The 21758-nt window shown below is 64.5% G+C and carries 23 protein-coding genes; 17 read left to right on the top strand and 6 right to left on the bottom strand.

Annotated elements, in window-relative coordinates; all coding sequences use genetic code 11:
- The first annotated feature begins 165 nt into the window (after window positions 1-165).
- The 3 genes from arsB (at window position 166) to Q7U29_RS14245 (ending at window position 3041) form a co-directional block, all read left to right on the top strand.
- Window positions 166-1224, top strand: a complete 1059-nt coding sequence (arsB, locus tag Q7U29_RS14255; protein WP_304742464.1) for an ACR3 family arsenite efflux transporter — start codon at window positions 166-168, stop codon at window positions 1222-1224.
- A complete protein-coding gene (gene arsC, locus Q7U29_RS14250) occupies window positions 1221-1625 on the top strand; it encodes an arsenate reductase (glutaredoxin) (RefSeq protein WP_304742463.1) in 405 nt (134 codons plus the stop codon). The genes arsB and arsC overlap by 4 nt, the downstream gene beginning before the upstream one ends.
- Before the next feature lie 156 nt (window positions 1626-1781).
- Window positions 1782-3041: an adenylate/guanylate cyclase domain-containing protein gene (locus tag Q7U29_RS14245; RefSeq protein WP_304742461.1), complete on the top strand. Its 1260-nt coding sequence runs from the start codon at window positions 1782-1784 to the stop codon at window positions 3039-3041.
- On the opposite strand, the gene Q7U29_RS14240 is transcribed toward Q7U29_RS14245, so the two are convergent.
- Both Q7U29_RS14240 and Q7U29_RS14235 read right to left on the bottom strand, forming a co-directional pair.
- Window positions 3038-4252, bottom strand: a complete 1215-nt coding sequence (locus Q7U29_RS14240) for a multidrug effflux MFS transporter (protein ID WP_304742459.1) — start codon at window positions 4250-4252, stop codon at window positions 3038-3040. The two genes, Q7U29_RS14245 and Q7U29_RS14240, sit on opposite strands and share 4 nt — an antisense overlap.
- 179 nt (window positions 4253-4431) lie before the next feature.
- Entirely contained in the window at window positions 4432-5679 is a 1248-nt protein-coding gene (locus Q7U29_RS14235) for an MFS transporter (protein WP_370691759.1), read from the bottom strand.
- A 142-nt stretch (window positions 5680-5821) separates the two neighbouring features.
- Here Q7U29_RS14235 and Q7U29_RS14230 point away from each other — a divergent pair, with 142 nt between their 5' ends.
- Window positions 5822-7204 carry an Nramp family divalent metal transporter gene (locus Q7U29_RS14230; protein ID WP_304742457.1) on the top strand — a complete coding sequence of 461 codons (1383 nt, stop codon included), beginning with the start codon at window positions 5822-5824 and terminating at the stop codon, window positions 7202-7204.
- A gap of 141 nt (window positions 7205-7345) precedes the next feature.
- Here Q7U29_RS14230 and Q7U29_RS14225 read toward each other — a convergent pair whose 3' ends face one another.
- From Q7U29_RS14225 to hemB, 4 genes are all read right to left on the bottom strand, one after another.
- The gene (locus tag Q7U29_RS14225) at window positions 7346-7786 is read right to left on the bottom strand and encodes a DsrE family protein (protein ID WP_304742455.1); all 441 of its coding nucleotides are present in this window, start codon (window positions 7784-7786) and stop codon (window positions 7346-7348) included.
- Window positions 7787-8043: 257 nt separating this feature from the next.
- Entirely contained in the window at window positions 8044-8820 is a 777-nt protein-coding gene (locus tag Q7U29_RS14220) for an arginyltransferase (protein WP_304742453.1), read from the bottom strand.
- Window positions 8821-8893: 73 nt separating this feature from the next.
- Complete coding sequence (locus tag Q7U29_RS14215) at window positions 8894-9442, bottom strand: RDD family protein (protein WP_304742451.1); 549 nt, start codon at window positions 9440-9442, stop codon at window positions 8894-8896.
- Window positions 9443-9692: 250 nt separating this feature from the next.
- Window positions 9693-10754 (bottom strand): porphobilinogen synthase, encoded by a 1062-nt coding sequence (gene hemB / locus Q7U29_RS14210; RefSeq protein WP_304742449.1) that lies wholly within the window; start codon window positions 10752-10754, stop codon window positions 9693-9695.
- Window positions 10755-10942: 188 nt separating this feature from the next.
- Here hemB and Q7U29_RS14205 point away from each other — a divergent pair, with 188 nt between their 5' ends.
- The 13 genes from Q7U29_RS14205 to Q7U29_RS14145 form a co-directional block, all read left to right on the top strand.
- Complete coding sequence (locus tag Q7U29_RS14205) at window positions 10943-11404, top strand: DUF6163 family protein (RefSeq protein WP_304742447.1); 462 nt, start codon at window positions 10943-10945, stop codon at window positions 11402-11404.
- Between the two features lie 466 nt (window positions 11405-11870).
- Window positions 11871-12386, top strand: a complete 516-nt coding sequence (gene ldtR, locus Q7U29_RS14200; protein ID WP_304742445.1) for a transcriptional regulator LdtR — start codon at window positions 11871-11873, stop codon at window positions 12384-12386.
- Between the two features lie 205 nt (window positions 12387-12591).
- Window positions 12592-12816 carry a hypothetical protein gene (locus Q7U29_RS14195; protein ID WP_304742443.1) on the top strand — a complete coding sequence of 75 codons (225 nt, stop codon included), beginning with the start codon at window positions 12592-12594 and terminating at the stop codon, window positions 12814-12816.
- Between the two features lie 21 nt (window positions 12817-12837).
- Window positions 12838-13059, top strand: coding sequence for a hypothetical protein (locus Q7U29_RS14190; RefSeq protein ID WP_304742442.1), 222 nt, complete (start codon window positions 12838-12840; stop codon window positions 13057-13059).
- A 94-nt stretch (window positions 13060-13153) separates the two neighbouring features.
- Window positions 13154-13792, top strand: coding sequence for a glutathione S-transferase family protein (locus Q7U29_RS14185; protein ID WP_304742440.1), 639 nt, complete (start codon window positions 13154-13156; stop codon window positions 13790-13792).
- Between the two features lie 310 nt (window positions 13793-14102).
- Window positions 14103-15413, top strand: coding sequence for a serine hydroxymethyltransferase (gene glyA, locus Q7U29_RS14180; RefSeq protein ID WP_304742438.1), 1311 nt, complete (start codon window positions 14103-14105; stop codon window positions 15411-15413).
- Between the two features lie 13 nt (window positions 15414-15426).
- Window positions 15427-15909, top strand: coding sequence for a transcriptional regulator NrdR (gene nrdR, locus Q7U29_RS14175; RefSeq protein ID WP_291865374.1), 483 nt, complete (start codon window positions 15427-15429; stop codon window positions 15907-15909).
- Window positions 15906-17060, top strand: a complete 1155-nt coding sequence (gene ribD / locus Q7U29_RS14170; RefSeq protein WP_304742437.1) for a bifunctional diaminohydroxyphosphoribosylaminopyrimidine deaminase/5-amino-6-(5-phosphoribosylamino)uracil reductase RibD — start codon at window positions 15906-15908, stop codon at window positions 17058-17060. The genes nrdR and ribD overlap by 4 nt, the downstream gene beginning before the upstream one ends.
- Window positions 17061-17186: 126 nt before the next feature.
- Window positions 17187-17795 carry a riboflavin synthase gene (locus Q7U29_RS14165; RefSeq protein WP_304742435.1) on the top strand — a complete coding sequence of 203 codons (609 nt, stop codon included), beginning with the start codon at window positions 17187-17189 and terminating at the stop codon, window positions 17793-17795.
- A 172-nt stretch (window positions 17796-17967) separates the two neighbouring features.
- The gene (gene ribH, locus Q7U29_RS14160) at window positions 17968-18459 is read left to right on the top strand and encodes a 6,7-dimethyl-8-ribityllumazine synthase (RefSeq protein WP_304742433.1); all 492 of its coding nucleotides are present in this window, start codon (window positions 17968-17970) and stop codon (window positions 18457-18459) included.
- Between the two features lie 2 nt (window positions 18460-18461).
- Window positions 18462-18980: a transcription antitermination factor NusB gene (gene nusB / locus Q7U29_RS14155; protein WP_304742431.1), complete on the top strand. Its 519-nt coding sequence runs from the start codon at window positions 18462-18464 to the stop codon at window positions 18978-18980.
- 152 nt (window positions 18981-19132) lie between these two features.
- Entirely contained in the window at window positions 19133-20134 is a 1002-nt protein-coding gene (thiL, locus tag Q7U29_RS14150; protein ID WP_304742429.1) for a thiamine-phosphate kinase, read from the top strand.
- Window positions 20135-20350: 216 nt separating this feature from the next.
- A partial coding sequence (locus Q7U29_RS14145) for a sodium/proton-translocating pyrophosphatase (RefSeq protein ID WP_304742427.1) occupies window positions 20351-21758 on the top strand: 1408 nt, incomplete at its 3' end.

Here is a 21758-nt window from a genome sequence, read left to right as displayed (position 1 = left end):
CCCAAAGGCTGCCAATTTTGTGAAAATATTAGTTCCATCTGTCGAGATATCAAGAGATATTATGGAGGATTCCGCAGATTTCTCCTATTCACAACCTTGTTTGATACAGCCGATAAAGCCTGAGGAAAGGGCGCCACGACTCATGCCCGGAATGTCGGAACCAGTATGAATCTGTTCGAACGGTATCTCTCGCTGTGGGTGGCGCTGTGCATCGTCGCGGGCGTAGCCCTCGGGCATCTCGTGCCCGGTGCGTTTGCCGTCATTGCCGGCGCGGAGGTCGCGCGGGTCAATCTGCCGGTGGCTGGCCTCGTCTGGCTGATGATCATCCCGATGCTGCTGAAGATCGATTTCGGCGCGCTTGGCCAGGTGCGCGAGCACTGGCGCGGCGTTGGCGTCACCCTGTTCATCAACTGGGCGGTGAAGCCGTTCTCGATGGCGCTATTGGGATCGCTGTTCATCGGCCATCTGTTCGCGCCGTTGCTGCCGTCGGCGCAAATACAATCCTATGTCGCCGGGCTCATATTGCTGGCGGCGGCACCGTGCACGGCGATGGTGTTCGTCTGGTCGAACCTGTGCGAGGGCGAGCCGCATTACACGTTGAGCCAGGTTGCGCTCAACGACGTCATCATGGTGTTTGCCTTCGCGCCGCTGGTCGGACTGCTGCTCGGCGTCGCCTCGATCGCGGTGCCCTGGGCTACGCTGCTGATCTCGGTGGTGCTCTATATCGTCGTACCCGTCATCATGGCGCAGCTATGGCGGCGCGCGCTGCTCGCCAGCGGCCCGGCGGCGTTGCAGAAGACCCAGCACGTGCTGCAGCCGGTGTCGCTGGTCGCGCTGCTGACCACGCTGGTGCTGCTGTTCGGCTTCCAGGGCGAACAGATCATCGCCCAGCCCCTGGTGATCGTGCTGCTGGCGGTGCCGATCCTGATCCAGGTCTATCTCAATGCGGGGCTGGCCTATTGGTTGAGCCGTCGTTTTGGCGTGGCATGGTGTGTCGCCGCGCCGGCGGCGCTGATCGGCGCCAGCAATTTCTTCGAACTCGCGGTCGCCGCCGCCATCAGCCTGTTCGGCCTCAACTCCGGCGCGGCGCTGGCCACCGTGGTCGGCGTGCTGGTCGAGGTGCCCGTGATGCTGTCGGTGGTCTATCTGGTGAAAGCTTCACGGGGCTGGTACGAGGCCGGCGCCGGGGCCGCCGCGGCGGTCAGCAAGGAAGCGCGGACATGAGCGTGACGATCTATCACAACCCGGCTTGCAGCGTCTCGCGCAACACGCTGGCGATGATCCGGCAGAGCGGCGAGGCGCCCGAGGTGATCGAGTATCTGAAGCATCCGCTCGATCGCGCGCGGCTGCAGGAACTGATCAAGGCGATGGGAATCTCGACCCGTGCGTTGCTGCGCGAAAAGGGTGAGCCTTACGCGGAGCTCGGGCTCGCCGATCCCAAATGGAGCGATGACGAGCTGATCGATTTCATGCTGGCCCATCCGATCCTGATCAACCGGCCGATCGTGGTGACTCCGAAGGGCACCAGACTGTGCCGGCCGCCGGAAGCGGTGCTGGAGTTGCTCGAAAATCCGGTGACCTCGTTTGTGAAAGAGAACGGCGAGGTTGCTACGCGGGATTCGTAGGGTGGGAGGAGAGAACCGTCATTGCGAGGAGCGTAGCGACGAAGCAATCCAGCTTTCTTCCTCTTGTCTCATCACAAAAGCTGGATTGCTTCGCTCCGCTCGCAATGACGGCTGTGGCATCTTCCGTCATTCGCTATTACGCGGCATAATAGCCGCATGGAACTCACGCCCCGCCTGCGCCTGATGAACTGGCTGGTTCGCCAGGGACTGACCGGACTGCCCGAGAACGATCTGCTACGCGGATTTTGCGAGCGCTGCCGGGCCGGCGGGCTGGAGCTGTCGCGCGGTCTGGTCTTCATCGATACGTTGCATCCGATCTTCGAGGGGCGCGGCTTTCGCTGGAACGAGGCCGACAGCAACGAGAGCGACGTCTTCGAATACGGATCGAGCAATGAGGGTACGGCTGCGGAGAACTGGCGGCGCTCGACCTTTTACCACATGCTCGAGCACGGCACCGACGAGATCAGGATCGACCTTTCCGACATCGCCTCGCTCGACTTTTCCATGATCGAGGATCTCGCCGCCAAGGGGCACAAGCATTTTGTCGCTTTCGTGCACCGGTTCGGCGAAGCCGGCACCATGGGCCAGATGGATTGCTTCTATTCCACATGGGTGACCCGGCGCGCGGAGGGATTTGGCGAGCAGGGCCTTGCGGCGTTGCGTGACCTCGTCCCGGTACTCGGGCTCGCGATCAAATCCGCCGCTCATGCCGAAGTTGCCCGCACGCTGGGCCGGGTCTATCTCGGGCGCGACGCCTCCGAACAGGTGCTGCGCGGAAAAATTTCGCGCGGCGTCGCCGAGCGCATCAATACCGTGCTGTGGTTTTCCGATCTGCGCGGTTCGACAAAAATCGGCGAAAGCATTGGGCCCGACGAGATCATCCCGTTCCTGAATGATTACGCGCAAGCCTCGATCGACGCCATTCACGACGCCGGCGGCGAGGTGCTGAAACTGATCGGCGACGGCGTGCTGGCGATGTTCACCGACGAGAACATGGTAGCGGCAAAACGCGCGGCGCTGCGGGCCGAGCATCGCTTCCGGCGCAACGTGAAGGCGCTCAACGCCAGGCGTTCCGCCGAGGGCTGGCCGGTGACGACGGCCCATGTCGGCCTCCATGTCGGCGAAGTGTTTTACGGCAATATCGGCAGCGACGACCGGCTCGACTTCACGGTGGTGGGACCGGCGGTCAACGAGGTCAGTCGCATCGCGTCGATGTGCCGCTCGGTCGACCGGGAGTTGCTGATGTCCTCGGATTTTCGCACCGGGCTCGATGCGTCAGGGCGCAAATATCTGGTGTCCACCGGCCGGTTCGCGCTGCGCGGCATCAGCCGCGCGCAGGACCTCTACACCCTCGATCCCGATATCGCCGCGGACGAGGTGTTGGCCGGCAGCTATGAGCGCTACCTCGCGGGTTAGCCCGCCTTCGCCCGCCGCGTGTACAGCGCGACGGCCACCAGGGACGCCACCGTCAGCACGCTGCCGAGCGCGAACATCGCCTGATGCGAGACCGTGGCGGTGAGCCAGACCGCGGTAGCGGCACTCATCATCTGCCAGAAGCCGACCAGCGCCGAGGCGGCGCCGGCCTTTTCGCCGAACGGCGAAAGCGCCTGCGCGGTGCCGAGCGGATTGACGATGCCCATACCGAGCAGGAACACGCACAGGCTGGCGAGGAACGGCAGGAAGGCGGCGTTGAACAACGACACCAGCAGGATGGCGACGCTGCCGGCGGCTGCGAGCACGAGCCCGATCTGAATGGCGCGGTCGAGCCCGAGCCGCGGCGCCAGTCTGGTGGCCGTCATCCCGGCGGAGAACACGACCAGGACCGTGCCCGCAAAGAACAGGCCGAGCTCGATCGGGGTGAAGCCCATGCCCTCGATCAGCACGCGGGGGGCAGCGGAAAATATCCCGAACAGGCCGCCCATGATCAGGCTGACGGTCGCGGCCGGGACGACGAAGCGGCGGTCGGCGATCAGGCCAAGATAGTTTTGGGCGATCGCCAGCGGATTGAGCGGCGTCCGTGTTGCATGGTGGGTCTCGCCGAGCACGGCGGCATAGGCCATCGCCGCGATGGCTGCGAAGATGCCGACAAAGACGAATTCGGAACGCCATCCGAAATAATGGTCGAGCGCGCCGCCGAGCAGCGGCGAGAATCCGGGCGCCGCCGCCATCGCGATCATGATCAGCGCCATGGCGCGGCCGAGCGCCGCGCCGGTGAACAGGTCGCGGGCGATGGCGCGCGACAGTACCGAGGTCGAGCAGGCGCCGGCGGCCTGGATGACGCGGCCGACCAGCAGGCCGGTCAGATCAGTGGCGAGGCCGCACCAGATGCTGCCGGCGATGAACACGACAAAGCCGGCCAGCACCGGCCAGCGCCGGCCATAGCGATCGGAGATCGGCCCGACCGCGAGCTGGCCGAGTGCGAATACCGCGAGGAACACCGTAATCGACGCCGTCACCTCGGCGGTCGACACAAACAGCGACGCCGCCATCTGGGGCAGCGACGGCAGCAGGATGTTGGTGGCGAGCGTTCCCGTGGCGGACAGCGCGGCGAGCACCGCGATCTGCAGGAAGGTCGAGGACACCTCGGGCCGGGGAGTGGCATCGATCGCTACGGTCTGGTCGGCCATTTGAAATGCTCCGCAATAATATGATGTATATCATATAAAATAGCGCAGGAAAGCCCTATTGCGCCGGGCAGGGATGCAAATTCGGGAACACGTCATTGCGAGCGAAGCGAAGCAATCCAGCTTTACAGTGGCAAAACTGGATTGCTTCGTCGCAAGTGCTCCTCGCAATGACGAAAACGCTATGCCTTCGCCGGCTCGCCGACCATGTCCGGCTGCCGCGCCAGCGACACCGCCGGCGACAGCAGGATCACCAGCGCCTGGGCGCCGAAGATCGCGACGGCGAGGTAGAGACACATCTCGGCACTGTAAAACCCGCCGACGAGGGCGCCGAGCGCGGAGCCGAGCGGGCGCGCGCCATAGCTCATGATGTTGATCGCCGAAACTCTGCCAAGCAGCGACGGCGGCGTCACCGATTGCCGCAGGGTGGTGGTCGAGATCACCCACAGGATCGGGCCGGCGCCGAGCAGGAAGAAGCTCAAGCCCGCAAGCGCCGGCGACGGGATCAAGGTCGTCAGCGCCATGACGCAGGCGGCAACGAAGCCGGTGACCGGTCCGAGCCCGATCACGGTGCCGAAGGCGAGGCGGCGCATCACCCGCGTCGCCAAGAGCGCGCCGAACACCATGCCGACGCCGTACATCCCGAGCGTGAGGCCGACGCCGGTCGCCGATAGTCCGAGCCGGCGCACCGCATAGGGCACGAACACCGCCAGCAGCAGGAACGACGCGGTGTTGAAGATGAACTGGGTGACGAACACCGGCCGCAGCAGCGGATGATGCAGCACGAACGCGGCGCCTTCCTTGATCTCCTGCAGCGGATGGCGGCGCGGCACGGGCATCCGCGCCGGCTCATGGATGCCCGACAGCAGCACCACGGCGATCACGGAGAGCGCCGCGGCGACCCCGAAGGCGGGGGCCGCACCGGTCCATCCCACCAGCACGCCACCCAGCGCCGGGCCGCTGGCGAACGCCACGGTGCGCGCCAGCTCGATCCGCGCATTGGCTGATGGCAACAGCTCAGGCGTCACCAGCGACGGCACCAGCGCGGGCGCCGCCACGCTGTAGACGACGGTGCCGCATACCGCGACGAAGCCGAGCAGGGCGAGCAAAGGCAGCGACAGCCAATCGAGCCAGATCAGCAGCAGGATCGCGGCCAGCGCCGCCGCGCGCAAAGCTTCCGAGCCGGCCATCAGCCGACGCCGTGAGATGCGGTCGGCGAGCAGGCCGGCGGGGATCGCGAACAGGATGAACGGCAGCGTCAGTGCGGTCTGCAGCAGCCCGGTCTGGCCTTCGCCGACCCCGAGCAGGATGACGGCAGCGATGGGCGCCGCCACCAGCGCGATCTGCTCGGCCGATTGCGCCGCCAGATTGGACCAGGCGAGGCGATTGAAGGTGGCGGGCAGGCGGGGCGTGTGATGGATCGCAGACATGGCGTGGATTCCGGGCAAATCGGTTGGCTGCCATGGTCTTCGTCCCGGGACCGCCAAGCCACCCGTTTCCCGACGGCAGGATCGACGGGAAGCCGTCGCTGATGAGTTGCTTTAAGCTGCCGGCACGCCCATCTTGTTACGAATGGACGCCAAAACCCCTGTCTTGCCCTCTGATCCCGGCGCGGAACCTCTGCCGGATGGATCGACATGGCGTGCCGACGCCGCGGCGGGCACCCAGAAGAGCCTGCCCGAGGTGTACGGCACCGTCGCGGTCCCGCTGGGCGGCCAGTGGTGGCGCAAGCTGCTGGCCTTTGCCGGTCCCGGCTACCTGGTCTCGGTCGGCTACATGGACCCGGGCAATTGGGCGACCGACCTCGCCGGCGGGTCGAAGTTCGGCTACACGCTGCTGTCGGTCATCCTGCTCTCGAACCTGATGGCGATCCTGCTGCAGGCGCTGGCCGCCAGGCTTGGCATCGTCACCGATCGCGACCTGGCGCAGGCCTGCCGCGCCACCTATTCCCGGCCGGTCAACTTCATGCTCTGGCTGGCTTGCGAGGCGGCAATCATCGCCTGCGATCTCGCCGAAGTCATCGGCACCGCGATCGCGCTGAAATTGCTGTTCGGCATTCCCTTGGTCGGCGGCGCGCTGATCGCGGCCCTCGACGCTTTCCTGCTGCTGCTGTTGATGAACAAGGGCTTTCGCTTCCTCGAAGCTTTCGTCATCGCGCTGCTGATCGTGATCGCGGTCTGCTTTGCGATCCAGATCACCGCCGCCGCGCCGCCGGTCGCCGCGATGCTGAAGGGTTTTGTACCGTCGACCGAGATCTTCACCAATCCCGAGATGCTCTACATCGCCATCGGCATCATCGGCGCGACCGTCATGCCGCATAATCTCTATCTGCATTCCTCGATCGTGCAGACCCGCGCCTACGAACGGTCGGATGAAGGCCGCCGCGACGCGATCAAATGGGCGACGGCGGACTCCACCATCGCGCTGATGATGGCGCTGTTCATCAATGCCGCGATCCTGATCGTCGCCGCCGCCACCTTCCACACCAGCGGCCATACCGAAGTCGCCGAAATCAGCCAGGCCCACGAACTGCTGTCGCCGCTGCTGGGTCTGTCGATCGCATCGACGCTGTTCGCGGTGGCGCTATTGGCGTCCGGCCTCAATTCGACCGTGACGGCGACGCTGGCCGGCCAGATCGTGATGGAAGGTTTTCTGCACCTGCGCCTGCCCAACTGGGCGCGGCGGCTGCTGACCCGCGGCATCGCCATCGTCCCGGTCATCGTCGTCACCGCGCTCTACGGCGAGCGCGGCACCGGGCAGCTTCTGGTGTTCAGCCAGGTGATCCTGTCGATGCAGCTGCCGTTCGCGGTGATTCCGCTGGTGCGGTTCGTGTCGGACCGGCGCAAGATGGGCCAGTTCGCGATCTCGCTGCCGGTCGCGGCCGTGGCGTGGATCGTCGCCGGGATCATTGTGACCTTGAACGTGAAGCTGCTGTTCGAGACGTTTTTCGGGTGAGGGCGGGTACGCAGCTGCCTGCTTACAAGTCCGGACCCGAATGGAATCTCAATGAGTACTTGAGGCAATCCGAACGTGCACCATATTTGCAGCAAAGCGCGCAGCAGCAAATTGCTGCGCGCTTCGGGCAACTCGCCAGTCTCACCAGCTGATGACCTGATAGTTGGGGTCAAACAGATACTCTGAAACGATTTCAGGCGATCCCAGCGTAGCGCCGTCGATCAAATCCTCCTGCTTGATGTTGTGCAATTTGATGCAGACATTGCAGACGATGACCTTGCCACCTTTGGCCATAACATCCTTCAGCCAAGCCTGCAGGGGCTTGCCCTCGAAGCTGGTTTGCGGAGCATTCTTGACCGCGATCAAGACCGCATCGCCATTCAGGAAGAAAGCCATCGGGTGACCGCGCTCGTTGAGCTTGAGCGCATGGGCGAATGCATGGCCGGCTTTGATTGTGTCCTTGGTTGCCAGATTGACGTAGAGCCCCATGTCCTTTTTTTCGGCGGCTTGTGCGACGGACGAAGAGGCGAAGGCGAGCGCGAGCGCCGACAGCGCCATTAGGGCTTTGCGGAATTTCAACATCAGTTCCTCGGATCTTGAGTTTTCGGGTTCGATGGCTTGGTCGCCAAAGAAGGGAGTGGCTGAGTGATTATCAGACGCCGCGCGGGGTCTATTGACGGAAATCAACGCAAAGCGGGACGCATAGGTGCATTGCATCGCTTCATGCAAACTGCGGGAGCTTCGCAAGTTTGCACACCGGAATTATGTGGAGCGGACGCCGGGCTTCTTCAGTCCGAACCTTGGATCATCCGATTTTTTCCGGATCAAGACGGCCGTATTCAATCCTGCGGCTCGGACAACACCTCGCCCGAGGCGTCGATGCGCAGCCAGCCGGAGGGGGCGAGCCGCTGCTGCGGCAGGAAGCGGCCCTTGTAGTCCATCTTCTTGGAGCCTTCGATCCAGTAGCCGAGATAGACGTATGGCAGCCCTTGGCGGCGGGCGCGGGCGAGATGGTCGAGGATCATGAAGGTGCCGAGCGAGCGGCTTTCCTCCGATGGTTCGAAGAACGAATACACCATCGACAGTCCGTCGCTGAGCACGTCGGTCAGCGCCACCGCCACCAGTTCCTGGCCACGGCCGGTGATGCCGGTATCGACGCCGCGCTTGCGGTATTCGATGATGCGGGTTTCGACGTGGCTGTCCTCCACCATCATGGCGTAGTCGAGCACGGTCATGTCGGCCATGCCGCCATGACGGTGCCGCGCGTCGAGATAGGCACGAAACACCGAATATTGCTCGGAGGTCGGCACCGCGCTGCGCTGTTCGCCCGTGATGTCGGCGTTGCGGGCCATGATCTTGCGGAAATTGCGCGAGAGGCGGAATTCGTTGGCGATGACGCGGATCGACACGCAGGCGCGGCACTGGTCGCAGGCCGGGCGATAGGCGATCGACTGGCTGCGCCGGAACCCGCCATGGGTGAGCAGATCGTTGAGATCGCCCGCCTTGTCGCCGACCAGATGCGTGAACACCTTGCGTTCGTGCCGGCCCGGCAGATAGGGGCAGGGCGAGGGCGCGGTCAGGTAGAATTGCGGGGTGTCACGCGAGTGCTGGGTCACGTTGAGTCGTCAGGCCTCCGAAGCAGCAACACACAGCATCGCGCCGCGGAGGCCGACGGTCAATCGGTTGTGGTCAAAATGTTCGCGCGGGCTGCGCGATCTGGGTGCGGACCGAACTGTTGATAACCACGGTGCCCAGCACGATGTCGTGCAGTAGCCGGCGGCGGCCGTTGAACAGGCCGACCAGCAGGACCAGCGGGGTCAGGAACGAGATCGACACCCAGAACAGCACCGCATGCATGGCGCCGAGCACGAAATAGCCCGGCGCGCCGTACCAGGTGCGCAGTTCCAGATCCATCACGCGCATGCCCAGGGTGGCCGAATGCGGCCCGCCGATCGAAGCGCCGTAATAGACCATCGCCCAGACCACGGTGGCCGGCCAGGCCAGCCAGAACAGCATCCAGCCGAGCCCCAGGGTGATGACGCCGAACACCGCGATGAACAGGTAGCCAAGGACTACCGGGACCGTCAGCACCACGAGGTCGATCAGGAACGCGAACACCCGCCGCGTCAGCACGCCGCGAAACAATTCCGGCTGCGCTTGCGGATCGAAGGCATGGGGCTGCACCCCGCCGCCGCTGCGCCAGGCGTCGCCGCTATTTCCCGAACCATTGTAAGACATGTCCGTCCTCCAGACCGTGCATTCCCGTGAAGCACATGGGAACCGGCGGTGCAGGTGCAAGACCTCGGCACACATTAACAAGCGGCAATCTGACCCGTCGTCCCGGCCAAGCGAGCAGCGCGAGTGCCGAGCCGGGATCCATACCGCGTGACCTGTCGATTCGAGACGGCTGCTCGACGATCAGTCGTAAACCACGGACATCGGTGGTTATGGGTCCCGGCTCGGAGGCCGGGACGACGGGTTGAGAGACCTACCCCTGCTGCTTCAGCTTCTCCGCCGCCTGCGGCGCGAAGTAGGTCAGGATGCCGTCGGCGCCGGCGCGCTTGAAGCCCAGCAGGCTTTCCATCATCGCGCGCTCGCCGTCGATCCAGCCGTTATTGGCGGCAGCCGCGATCATCGCGTATTCGCCGGACACCTGGTAGACGAAGGTCGGCATCGCGAAGGTGTCTTTGACGCGCCGCACGATGTCGAGATAGGGCATGCCCGGCTTCACCATCACCATGTCGGCGCCTTCGGCGATGTCGAGTTCGACCTCGCGCAGCGCCTCGTCGGAATTGGCCGAGTCCATCTGGTAAGTGCGCTTGTCGCCGGTCAGCGTCTTCGCCGAGCCGACGGCGTCGCGGAACGGGCCGTAGAAGGCCGAGGCATATTTCGCCGCATAGGCCATGATCTGCACGTCGAGGAAGCCGGCGGCGTCGAGCCCCTCGCGGATGGCGCCGACCCGGCCGTCCATCATGTCGGAAGGCGCGATGATGTCGCAGCCGGCTTCGGCCTGCACCAGCGCCTGGCGCACCAGCACCGCGACGGTCTCGTCGTTGAGGATGCGGCCGTCCTCGATCAGGCCGTCATGGCCATGGCTGGTGTAGGGATCGAGCGCCACGTCGCACAGCACGCCGAGATCAGGAAATTCCTTCTTGATGGCGCGCACCGACTGGCAGACCAGATTGCCGCCATTGAGCGCCTCGGTGCCGTGCTCGTCGCGCAGGGAAGGCTCGGTGTAGGGAAACAGCGCGATGCAGGGGATGTTCAGCTTCACCGCGCGCTCGGCGTCACGGACCGCCTGATCGACGCTGAGCCGGTCGACTCCGGGCATCGAGGCGACGGCTGAGCGCTTGTTGTGGCCGTCGACCACGAACAGCGGCCAGATCAGGTCGTCGGCGGTCAGCACGTTTTCCCGCACCAGCCGCCGCGCCCACTCCGCCTTGCGGTTGCGGCGCGGGCGAACCACGAGATCGAGCGAGGGGGCGGCGAGGGCGGTTTCCCGCCGCGGCGCGTCGCGCAGTTCGATCGGACGGCCGAATTTGATCGCCATGATATGGTCACTCCTGAAGGCGGCAGAATGGACTTGTTCCAATTCTAACATCTTGCATGGCGGACGTCATTGGCATCTTGACCTGGCGCAAATCGGCCGGTGCATCCCCTGGCGGATTGATTTTGCCGCGCCGAGGGGCCATGAATCGACAATGAAGTCGATTTCCCCGGTCAAGAACAGCCAGCCGCATGTCTGAAACCCCATCGCGCGACCAGCCGCGCGACAATGCGATGTCGGTGGCGGCGATTTCGTCGGAGCGAATCGAATCCGACGACAATGTGTGGACCCGCCGGCTGGTGTTTTTCCTGCGCATCATGGCCGTCGTCTCGGTGGCCAAAGGGCTCTATCACTGGGCCCAGGTCACCGGCTTCATCGGCGGCGAGGAAGAGGCGTTCGAAAACCAGCCGATGGCGTGGCAGACCGCCACGGTCTATTTCGCCGTGATCGAACTGGTCGCCGCGGTCGGGCTGTGGCTGGCGACGCCGTGGGGTGCGGTGGTGTGGCTGACCACCGTGGTGTCGATGGCGGTGATCGAACTGATGTTTCCCGGAATTTACGGCGGCAGCCTGACGGTGGTGGGATTGGAAGCCTTGATGCTGGCTGCGTATCTCGCGCTGGCATGGATGGCCGCGCGCGAACGGCCGCCATAGCGCGCGAACGATTACCCTGGTGAGTGAGAGTAAATTCGCGGGGAGTGCAAAAAACGGCGCGCCATCCAAGTCGGCTGTTGTCGACTTGGACAATAATGAATGTTGCCGAACTCGGGTAAACCCGAGTTCGGTTGCCTAAAATTTTCGGGAATTTTCGCGGTAACTTTTGAGTCACCCTAACGCCGCGGTCACACCTGTTACGCAGTCGTTTCGAATTTGAACGGTCCTGTTCCCATATGCGACAGAACGCGCCAACGAAGCGTGAACAGGGGCGTTCCACCGTTATCGAAAGGTTGCGAAAAGCCCTTTATTGACGGGCTTAATCCGCGATTCACTGTCTTAAATTCATGATCTCTTTATTGTCTTATTTAAGCGGATCTTCAAACCGGCCCCTTAAGTTGAAGCTATCAGGCGGGACACAAGTTTCGTCGAATAAGTCGATAAAAACGACAGCAGGGGAAGTGTCATGATGAAAGCCGTTGCAACGGTGGCTGAAACCACCGAACGCGCTCCGGGCCAGGCTCCGGTGCAGCCGCTCTATCTCGAAGCATTGACTTTGGTGGAGCGGCTGCATCGCCGGCTGCTCGACGTGATCAAGGACGAATTCGATCGCCGCGGTCGCGCCGACATCAATTCGGTGCAGGCGCTGCTGCTCTACAACATCGGCGACAAGGAACTGACCGCGGGCGAACTGCGCACGCGCGGTTATTACCTCGGCTCCAACGTCTCCTACAATCTGAAGAAGCTGGTCGAACTCGGCTTCCTCGATCATCAGCGCTCGCGCGTCGATCGCCGCTCGGTCCGCATCCGGCTCACCGCGCAGGGCCAGGAAATCCGCAAGATCGTCGATGCGCTCTATCAGAAGCACGTCAAGACGGTGGAGCAGGTCGGCGGCATCTCGAACGAGGAATTCGCGACCCTGAACAAGTCGCTGCACCGGCTCGAGCGGTTCTGGACCGACCAGATCCTGTATCGGCTCTGAGACTTATTCGACTGCGGGATCAGGCCAAGCCGGCATCTCAAAAGACCGGCGGCAACTAGATCAAGACTTCCCCAAGCGCATCGGCCCGGATCACCGGGCCGATGCGTTTTGTTTTTGCAGGGGTTTTTGGCGTCCGGCGGCGCAAGTTTCGGGAAATGGAACTTTTGCCCCCGACAGGGCTTGTCTCCTATATCGGAGAACGAGCATGCTGGTCGAGCGCGGATTGCAGGTGATGAATGTGGAGGTGGTCGGCGATGCCTATGCCATCGCCGCCAACTATCTGCGCCGCTCCGGCGCCATCCCCGATACGCTCGCCACCAACGACCGGCTGCTGGAGATCATCGCCCAGATGTTCCAGCGTGGCGAATTCAACCGGCTTCGCCTCGCCAACAGGGCGATCGCGAAATTCGAAGCCAGCGAACTCGTTTGATCGTGGAACTCAGAGGATTGCATGGAACCCGCCATCGACCGCATCATGATGACTTACGATCTGCTCTTGAACCGCACCGCCGCCGCCAGCGCCGAAGCGCGCGCCAAGGTGACGGAATATCTCACCACGCTGATGGAAGCCGGCGAGAAGGATACGCACCGGCTGACCGTGTGCGGGCTGACCTATTTGCGTGAGCTCGATGGATCGAGCGATCCGGTGAAGGCGGGGTTTACGGGGCTGTAGAGGAAAGGGCACTGCGGCGGCGTACATCTGTCTGCGTTGCTGACACCGCGCAGAGCCGATACACCTTGGGGCAGTAATCACCCTAGGGAAACCCATGCTCACCCTGCATCACCTCAACGACTCCCGCTCGCAGCGTATCCTCTGGCTGCTGGAAGAACTCGGCACGCCCTATGAGATCAAACGCTACCAGCGCGACGCGACCACGCGGCTGGCGCCGCCGGAACTGACCGCGGTACATCCGCTCGGCAAGTCGCCCGTGATCACCGATGGCGGCATCACCATCGCGGAGTCGGGCGCGATCGTCGACTACCTCATTCGCACCTACGGCCAAGGAAACGGTAAGTCCGCGATGATGCCCACGCCCGGCAGCACCGACTACGAAACCTACAATGAGTGGCTGCATTATTCCGAGGGCTCGGCGATGCTGCCACTGATGCTGAACCTCTATGTCTCCAGGCTGAAGGAAGCGGGCGCTCCCTTGCATCCGCGGATCGACAGCGAGATGGCAAATCATCTCGGCTATGTCGATGGTGCGCTGAAGGGCAAGGAATTCTTTGTCGGAACGTCATTGTCCGGCGCCGACATCCAGATGAGCTTTGTCGGCGAAATGGCAAAAGTGTTCGAGAAGCTCGCGCCGTATCCGAACCTGGCAGCGTGGCTGACGCGGATGCATGCGCGGCCGGCATTCCAGCGCTCCGTCGAGAAGGGCGGGGCGTACCGGTTTGCGAAGTGACGCTCTCGTCGTTCCGGCGAACGCCGGAACCCATACGCCGTGCCGTCTTGCAAGGGCAGGGTGTCAGACACCTCCTTTTGGTCGCGGGCGCCGCGGGGTATGGGCCCCGGCTCAGGGCCGGGGCGACGGCTTGGGGGAGGCCGGCCCGGTCATCCCCGTCCCACCATATCTTGCATAAATATCAGCCATGACCCGCAAGCGCTTGGCCGCCGCCGCCTGATATGGTATCCCGCCAGCGCCGCTTTCGATCGCCACACGTGACCGGCCGCACCCTCAGCTAACAGGTTGCGGCGGTGGAGATATTTCGCTCATGAGCTCTTCTGCCACTAGCGCCAAGACCGCTTCCGCGCCCGACTCGTTCTTTACCGCCACCCTCGAGCAGGCCGATCCCGAGATCGCCGCCGCGATCAAGGGCGAACTCGGCCGCCAGCGCCATGAGATCGAGCTGATCGCCTCGGAAAACATCGTCAGCCGCGCGGTGCTGGAAGCGCAGGGCTCGGTGATGACCAACAAGTATGCCGAGGGCTATCCGGGCAATCGCTATTATGGCGGCTGCGAGTGGGTCGACGTCGCCGAGACGCTGGCGATTGAGCGGGCCAAGAAACTGTTCGGCGCCGGCTTTGCCAATGTGCAGCCGAATTCCGGCAGCCAGATGAACCAGGCGGTGTTCCTGGCGCTGCTGCAGCCCGGCGACACCTTCATGGGGCTCGATCTCGCCGCCGGCGGCCATCTCACCCATGGTTCGCCCGTCAACATGTCCGGCAAATGGTTCAAGGCCTCGCACTACACCGTGCGGCGCGAGGACCAGATCATCGACATGGACGCCGTGGCAAAACAGGCGGAAGAGGTTCGCCCGAAACTGATCATCGCCGGCGGCTCGGCCTATTCGCGCGCCTGGGACTTCAAGCGCTTTCGCGAGATCGCCGACTCGATCGGCGCCTATCTGATGGTTGACATGGCGCATTTCGCCGGCCTGGTGGCCGGCGGCGCGCATGCCTCGCCGGTGCCGCACGCCCACGTCACCACTACCACGACTCACAAATCGCTGCGCGGACCGCGCGGCGGCTTGATCCTGTGCAACGACGAAGCGCTGGCCAAGAAGCTGAACTCGGCGATCTTCCCGGGCCTGCAGGGCGGCCCGCTGATGCATGTGATCGCCGCCAAGGCGGTGGCGTTCGCCGAGGCGCTGCGGCCAGATTTCAAGATCTATGCGAAGAACGTGGTCGAGAACGCCAAGGCGCTGGCGGAGACGCTGCGCGCCCAGGGCTTCGACATCGTCTCCGGCGGCACCGACAACCACCTGATGCTGGTGGACCTGCGGCCGAAGGGCCTCAAGGGCAACGTCTCGGAAAAGGCGCTGGTCCGCGCCGCCATCACCTGCAACAAAAATGGCATCCCGTTCGATCCGGAAAAGCCGTTCGTCACCTCCGGCCTTCGTCTCGGCACCCCGGCGGCGACCACGCGCGGGTTCGGCGTCGCCGAATTCAAGCAGGTCGGCATGATGATCTCGGAAGTGCTCAACGCCATCGCGCAGTCGGAAGGTGGTTCGGCGCCGATGGTGGAAGCCGCGATCAAGGAACGGGTCAAGGCGCTCACCGACCGCTTCCCGATCTACCAGTAAAGGTCTTCAGCGGATGCGATGCCCGAGCTGCAACAGTCTCGATACGCAGGTGAAGGATTCGCGTCCGACCGAGGATTCCGCCGTGATCCGGCGCCGCCGGGTCTGCGTCGCCTGCAATTTCCGCTTCACCACCTTCGAACGGGTGCAACTGCGCGAGCTGACGGTGATCAAGCGCAACGGCCGAAGGGTGCCGTTCGACCGCGACAAGCTGGTGCGCTCGCTGCAGATCAGCTTGCGCAAGCGTCCGGTCGACCCTGAAAGGGTCGAGAAGATGGTCTCGGCGATCGTGCGCGAGCTCGAAAGCGGCGGCGAGGCCGAGATTTCATCGGAGGCGATCGGCGAGATCGTGATGGAGCATCTGCGCCAGCTCGACGACGTCGCCTATGTCCGCTTCGCCTCGGTCTATCGCAACTTTCGCGAGGCCAAGGATTTCGAAACCGTGCTCGGCGAGCTCTCCGGCGACGACGAAGCGCGGCTCGCCACGTTACGCAAATGATCTTTCGCATTCTGGAAGACCAGTACGCGCAGAAATCGAGGGAATCGAAGGCTGCCGACCAGCGCTTCATGGCGCTGGCGCTGTCGCTCGGCCGGCGCGGGCAGGGCCGCACCTGGCCCAATCCGGCGGTCGGCGCGGTCGTGGTCAAGGACGGCGTCATCGTCGGCCGCGGCTGGACCCAGCCCGGCGGCCGCCCCCATGCCGAGCCCGAGGCACTGGCGCGGGCCGGCGGGGCCGCGCGCGGCGCCACGCTCTATGTAACGCTGGAGCCGTGCGCGCACTTCGGCAAATCGCCGCCCTGCGCCGATGCGGTGATCGCGTCCGGGATTACGCGGGTGGTGTCGGCGATCGAGGATCCCAATCCGGAAGTGGCGGGGCAGGGCCACGCCAAACTGCGCGCCGCCGGAATCGCGGTCGATATCGGGACGGGCGCTGTGGAAGCCGCGCGCGATCATGCCGGGCATTTCCGGCGCGTACGCGACAAGCGTCCGCATGTGATCCTCAAGCTCGCGGTCTCGCCCGACGACAAGATCGCCGCCGCCGGCCATAAGCCCGTCGCGATCACGGGTGAAGCGGCGAAGGCGCGGGTGCATCTGCTGCGCGCGCAATGCGACGCCATTCTGGTCGGGATCGGCACGGTGCTGTCGGACGACCCCATGCTGACCTGCCGACTGCCGGGGATGGAAGCGCTTTCTCCGGTGCGGGTGGTGCTCGACCGCGCCCTGCGGATGCCCGGCGCCAGCCGCCTGGTTCATTCGGCGCGCGAGACGCCGCTGTGGGTGATGACGTCAAATCTGTCGGAAGCGCCCGCTGCGATGAAGCTCGGGGCATCAGGCGCGCAGGTGAACCGTGTGCCGACCACGACCACGCCGCCGCCGGGGCTCGATCTCGCCGCCGTGCTGCATGCGCTGGCCGAAAAGGGCATCACGCGCCTGCTGGTCGAGGGCGGCGCCCGGGTGGCGGCATCCTTTGTCGCCGCCGGTTTGGTCGATGAAGTCTGGCTGCTGCGCGGCGCCCGTCCGGTCGGCGCCGATGGCGTCCCTGCGCTGGAGGCATTGCCGCTCTCCGCCATCACCCAGTCGCCCGCGTTCAAGCTACGTGCTAGCGAAACGCTGCAAGGCGACACCCTGACCATCTACGAGCGGGCATAGAGCGATCCAGATTCGTCATGGCCGGGCTTGTCCTGGCTTGTCCCGGGCATCCACGTCTTGGCGGCAGATGTTAAAGAAGGACGTGGATGGCCGGGACAAGCCCGGCCATGACGGCGAAAGGACCAGATGTTTACCGGCATCATCACCGACATCGGCGAAATCGTCAGCCTGACGCCGACGGCGCAGGGCCAGTTGCATCGGCTGCGCATCGCCTGCCGCTACGACCGCGCCACCATCGCCGACGGCGCCTCGATCGCCTGCAACGGCGTCTGCCTCACCGTGGTCGCCTCGGGCGTCGCGGCCGACAAGACCTGGTTCGATGTCGACGCCGGCGCCGAGACGCTTGCCATGACCACGGCGAAACACTGGGCTACCGGCACCAAACTCAATCTCGAACGGGCGCTGAAGATCGGCGACGAACTCGGCGGCCATATCGTCGCCGGGCACGCCGACGGTGTCGCCACCGTCGTCAAGCATGACAGTCTGCCCGATATGGCACGGTTTGAGCTCTCCACCACAAGGGAACTGGCGCGTTTCATCGCGACAAAGGGCTCGGTGACGCTGGATGGCGTGTCGCTGACCGTCAATACCGTTGCTGACATCGCGTTTTCGGTGCTGATCATTCCGCATACGCTCAATGTCACTACGCTGGGCGGCTGGCGCGCGGGCACCGAGGTCAATCTCGAGGTCGACCTGATGGCGCGCTACGCCGCGCGGCTCTCGGAAATGAAGTGAGCAGGCCTTGGCACGGCGGCCTGCCGCGCCTACAACGCGCACGATATCCTCATGGTGAGGAGGCGCCCTTGCGCCGTCTCGAACCATGAGTGCAACCAGCTCATCCTTCGAGACGCGGCCAAGCGGCCGCTCCTCAGGATGAGGGTCACCACCCGTTGAAACGGAAGAAGTCATGGCGGACGCGCGGCGCGCACAGTTGAAGGACCAGACCGACATATCGGGCGCACGCGCGCTGATCGTCGAGGCGCGTTTCTATGACGACATCCAGGATGCGCTGCTGGAAGGCGCGATCGCCGAATTGAAGGCGGCCGGCGTCGGCCATGAGGTGATCACGGTGCCCGGCGCGCTGGAAATTCCCGCCGCCATCGCGATCGCGCTCGATGCCGCCGAAAAGAACGGCAAACCTTACGACGCGGCGATTGCGCTCGGCTGTGTGGTGCGCGGCGACACCATTCATTTCGAGATCGTGTCGATGGAATCCTCGCGCGCGCTGATGGATCTCGCGGTGAACAGGAAGTTTCCGCTCGGCAACGGCATCATCACCGTCAACACCGACGCGCAGGCCTGGGCGCGGGCCCGCGCCAGCGAACTCAACAAGGGCGGCGACGCCGCGCGCGCGGCCTTGGCGATGCTGCGGATCAAGCGCCGGCTGGCAAAGGCCTGATCATGGCAGAGAACAAGAAGCCTGCGCCGGCAAAAGGCTCTGACAACAAGGGCCCCGCCGATAAAAAGGCCAACCGGCGCGGCGCCGCGCGGCTCGCCGCGGTGCAGGCGCTCTACCAGATGGACATCGGCGGCGCCGGCATCAACGACATCTTCGCCGAGTTCGAGAGCCACTGGCTCGGCAACGAGGTCGAGGGCGATACCTATCTGCCCGCCGAGGCCGCGTTCTTCCAGGATGTCGTCGCCGGCGTGGTGCGCGACCAGGCCAGGCTCGACCCCGTGATCGACGAGGCGCTTTCAAGAGGCTGGCCGTTGAAGCGGATCGACGCCATTTTGCGCGCCGTGTTGCGGGCAGGGGCTTACGAGCTCGAGCACCGCAAGGACGTGCCCGGCCGCGTAGTGGTGTCGGAATATGTCGACGTCGCACACGCCTTCGTCGAGTCCGAGGAAACCGGCATGGTGAACGCGGTGCTCGACCAGATCGCCCGCCAGTTTCGTGCCGACGAGTTTTCCCGGGGGTAGGTCGGGATGGGCGCTCGCCGTACATTCGATTGTCATCATCCGCGAAAGCGGGTGACCCCGTACGCCGCGGCCTCTCAGTTGATCGCCGGCGTCTCTGGAATACTGGGTCGCCCGGTCAAGCCGGGCGATGACAGTCTTGGGGATGGCGCACCATGACCGATCCCAAACAGACCACATCCGGTGAAGACTCCCTGATCGCCCGCTATTTCCGTCCGCTCGCGACCGCCCCCGGTGCGTTCGGCCTGGTGGACGACGCGGCGATCCTGCAGGCCGGCGGCGGTGAGATCGTGGTGACCACCGACGCCATTGTCGAAGGCGTGCATTTTCTTCCCGATGATCCCCCGGATACCATCGCGCGCAAGGCGCTGCGGGTGAACCTGTCCGATCTCGCGGCCAAGGGGGCTAGCCCTGCGGGTTTCGTCCTCACGCTGGCGCTGCGCACCCAGGACGATGACTGGCTGGCGCCGTTCGCGCGCGCGCTTGGCGAGGATGCCGGCCTGTTCGGCTGTCCGCTGCTCGGCGGCGATACGGTGTCGACGCCGGGGCCGGTGATGATCTCGGTCACCGCGTTCGGGCGGGTGGCGCCAGGCAAAATGGTCCGGCGTAGCGGCGCTGCGCCCGGCGACCGCATCGTCGTGACCGGGACGATCGGCGATGCCGCGCTTGGCCTCGAAATCCTGAAAGGCGGCGCGGTGGCGACTGCGCTCGCGCGGGACGCCGCGGCCAGCCAGATGCTGGTCGGCCGCTACCGCGTGCCGCAGCCGCGCAACGCCCTGGCGCAGGCGGTCGGCGACCATGCCAGCGCGGCGATGGATGTGTCCGACGGTCTGGCGGGGGACCTCGCCAAGCTGTGCGCGGCGTCCCAGGTATCCGCCGTCATCGATGCGCAGAGTATCCCGTTGTCCGCTCCGGCCGCGGTATTGCTGGCCGAGGGCACGGCCGGCATCGAGGCGATCGTTTCCGGCGGCGATGATTACGAGATTCTGTGTGCGATTCCGGAGGCCGGCTTCACGGCGTTCGCGCAGGCGGCCAGGCTGGCCGGGGTGGCCGTGACCTCGATCGGATCGGTGATCAGCGGGACGTCGGTGCCGCGATTCCTCGACACCAAGGGCAGCCAGATCGCGTTAAAGCGGCTGTCCTACAGCCATTTCTAGAATTCTCCAGTATTCTTGCAAAAACCGCCGCTTTGGATGCAAATACCTGCCGAAATCGTTGGTTTTGGCCCTCCGCAGCGTTGCGCAGGTGATACGATTTTGGCATGGTCCCGCCGATTTAGGGCCACCCCTTTGGGCAGGGGCAGGCCTTGTTTTTAGGCGCCCGCCGCTCCCGCGGTGTGGTGTGGGGTAGATCCAGGATCTGAGGCAAATTCAATGACAGTATTATGGGCGATTGTGCTCTGCGGAGTGCTTTCCATCGTTTACGCCATCTGGGCGACGGCATCGGTCCTGAAGGCCGATGCGGGTAATCCGCGAATGCAGGAAATCGCGGCCGCGGTGCGCGAAGGCGCGCAGGCCTATCTGAAGCGTCAGTACATGACGATCGCCATCGTCGGCGCCGTGATCTTCGTGCTGCTGGCCTACTTCCTCGGCATGAAGGTCGCGATCGGCTTCCTGATCGGCGCCGTGTTGTCGGGCGCTGCCGGCTTCATCGGCATGAACGTCTCGGTCCGCGCCAATGTGCGCACCGCGCAGGCCGCCACCACTTCGCTGGCCGGCGGACTTGAACTCGCCTTCAAGGCCGGCGCCATCACCGGCATGCTGGTTGCGGGTCTGGCGCTGCTCGGCGTCACCATCTACTTCGCCTATCTCACCCAGATCCTCGGCCTCAAGGCCAACGACCGCATCGTGGTCGATTCGCTGGTCGCGCTCGGCTTCGGCGCCTCGCTGATCTCGATCTTCGCCCGTCTCGGCGGCGGCATCTTCACCAAGGGTGCGGACGTCGGCGGCGATCTCGTCGGCAAGGTCGAAGCCGGCATTCCCGAGGACGATCCGCGCAACCCGGCCACCATCGCCGACAACGTCGGCGACAATGTCGGCGATTGCGCCGGCATGGCCGCCGACCTGTTCGAAACCTATGCGGTGACCGCGGTCGCCACCATGGTGCTGGCCGCGATCTTCTTCGCGACCTCGCCGCTGCTGGTGCCGATGATGACGCTGCCGCTCGCGATCGGCGGCGTCTGCATCCTGACCTCGATCGTCGGCACCTTCTTCGTCAAGCTCGGCGCCAGCCAGTCCATCATGGGCGCGCTGTACAAGGGCCTGATCGCCACCGGCGTATTGTCGCTGGTCGGCGTTGCCGCCGTGATCTACTGGCTGATCGGTTTCGGTCCGCTGGCGGGCGTGAAGTACACCGGCATGGCGCTGTTCCAGTGCGGCATCGTCGGCCTCGTCGTCACCGGCCTGATCATCTGGATCACCGAATACTACACCGGCACCGAATATCGCCCGGTGAAGTCGATCGCGGCCTCCTCGGTCACCGGTCACGGCACCAACGTGATCCAGGGTCTCGCGATCTCGATGGAATCCACCGCCGGTCCGGCAATGGTGATCATCGCGGGCATCCTCGTCACCTACAGCCTTGCCGGCCTGTTCGGCATCGCGATCGCCACCACCACCATGCTGGCGCTGGCCGGCATGATCGTGGCGCTCGACGCCTTCGGTCCGGTCACCGACTATGCCGGCGGCATTGCCGAAATGGCGGGTTTGCCGAAGGAAGTCCGCAAGGCTACCGACGCGCTCGACGCCGTCGGCAACACCACCAAGGCGGTCACCAAGGGCT

The sequence above is a fragment of the Bradyrhizobium sp. genome, assembly GCF_030654605.1.
Taxonomy (GTDB): Bacteria; Pseudomonadota; Alphaproteobacteria; order Rhizobiales; family Xanthobacteraceae; genus Bradyrhizobium.
This window is presented reverse-complemented; position numbering and strand designations above follow the sequence as displayed.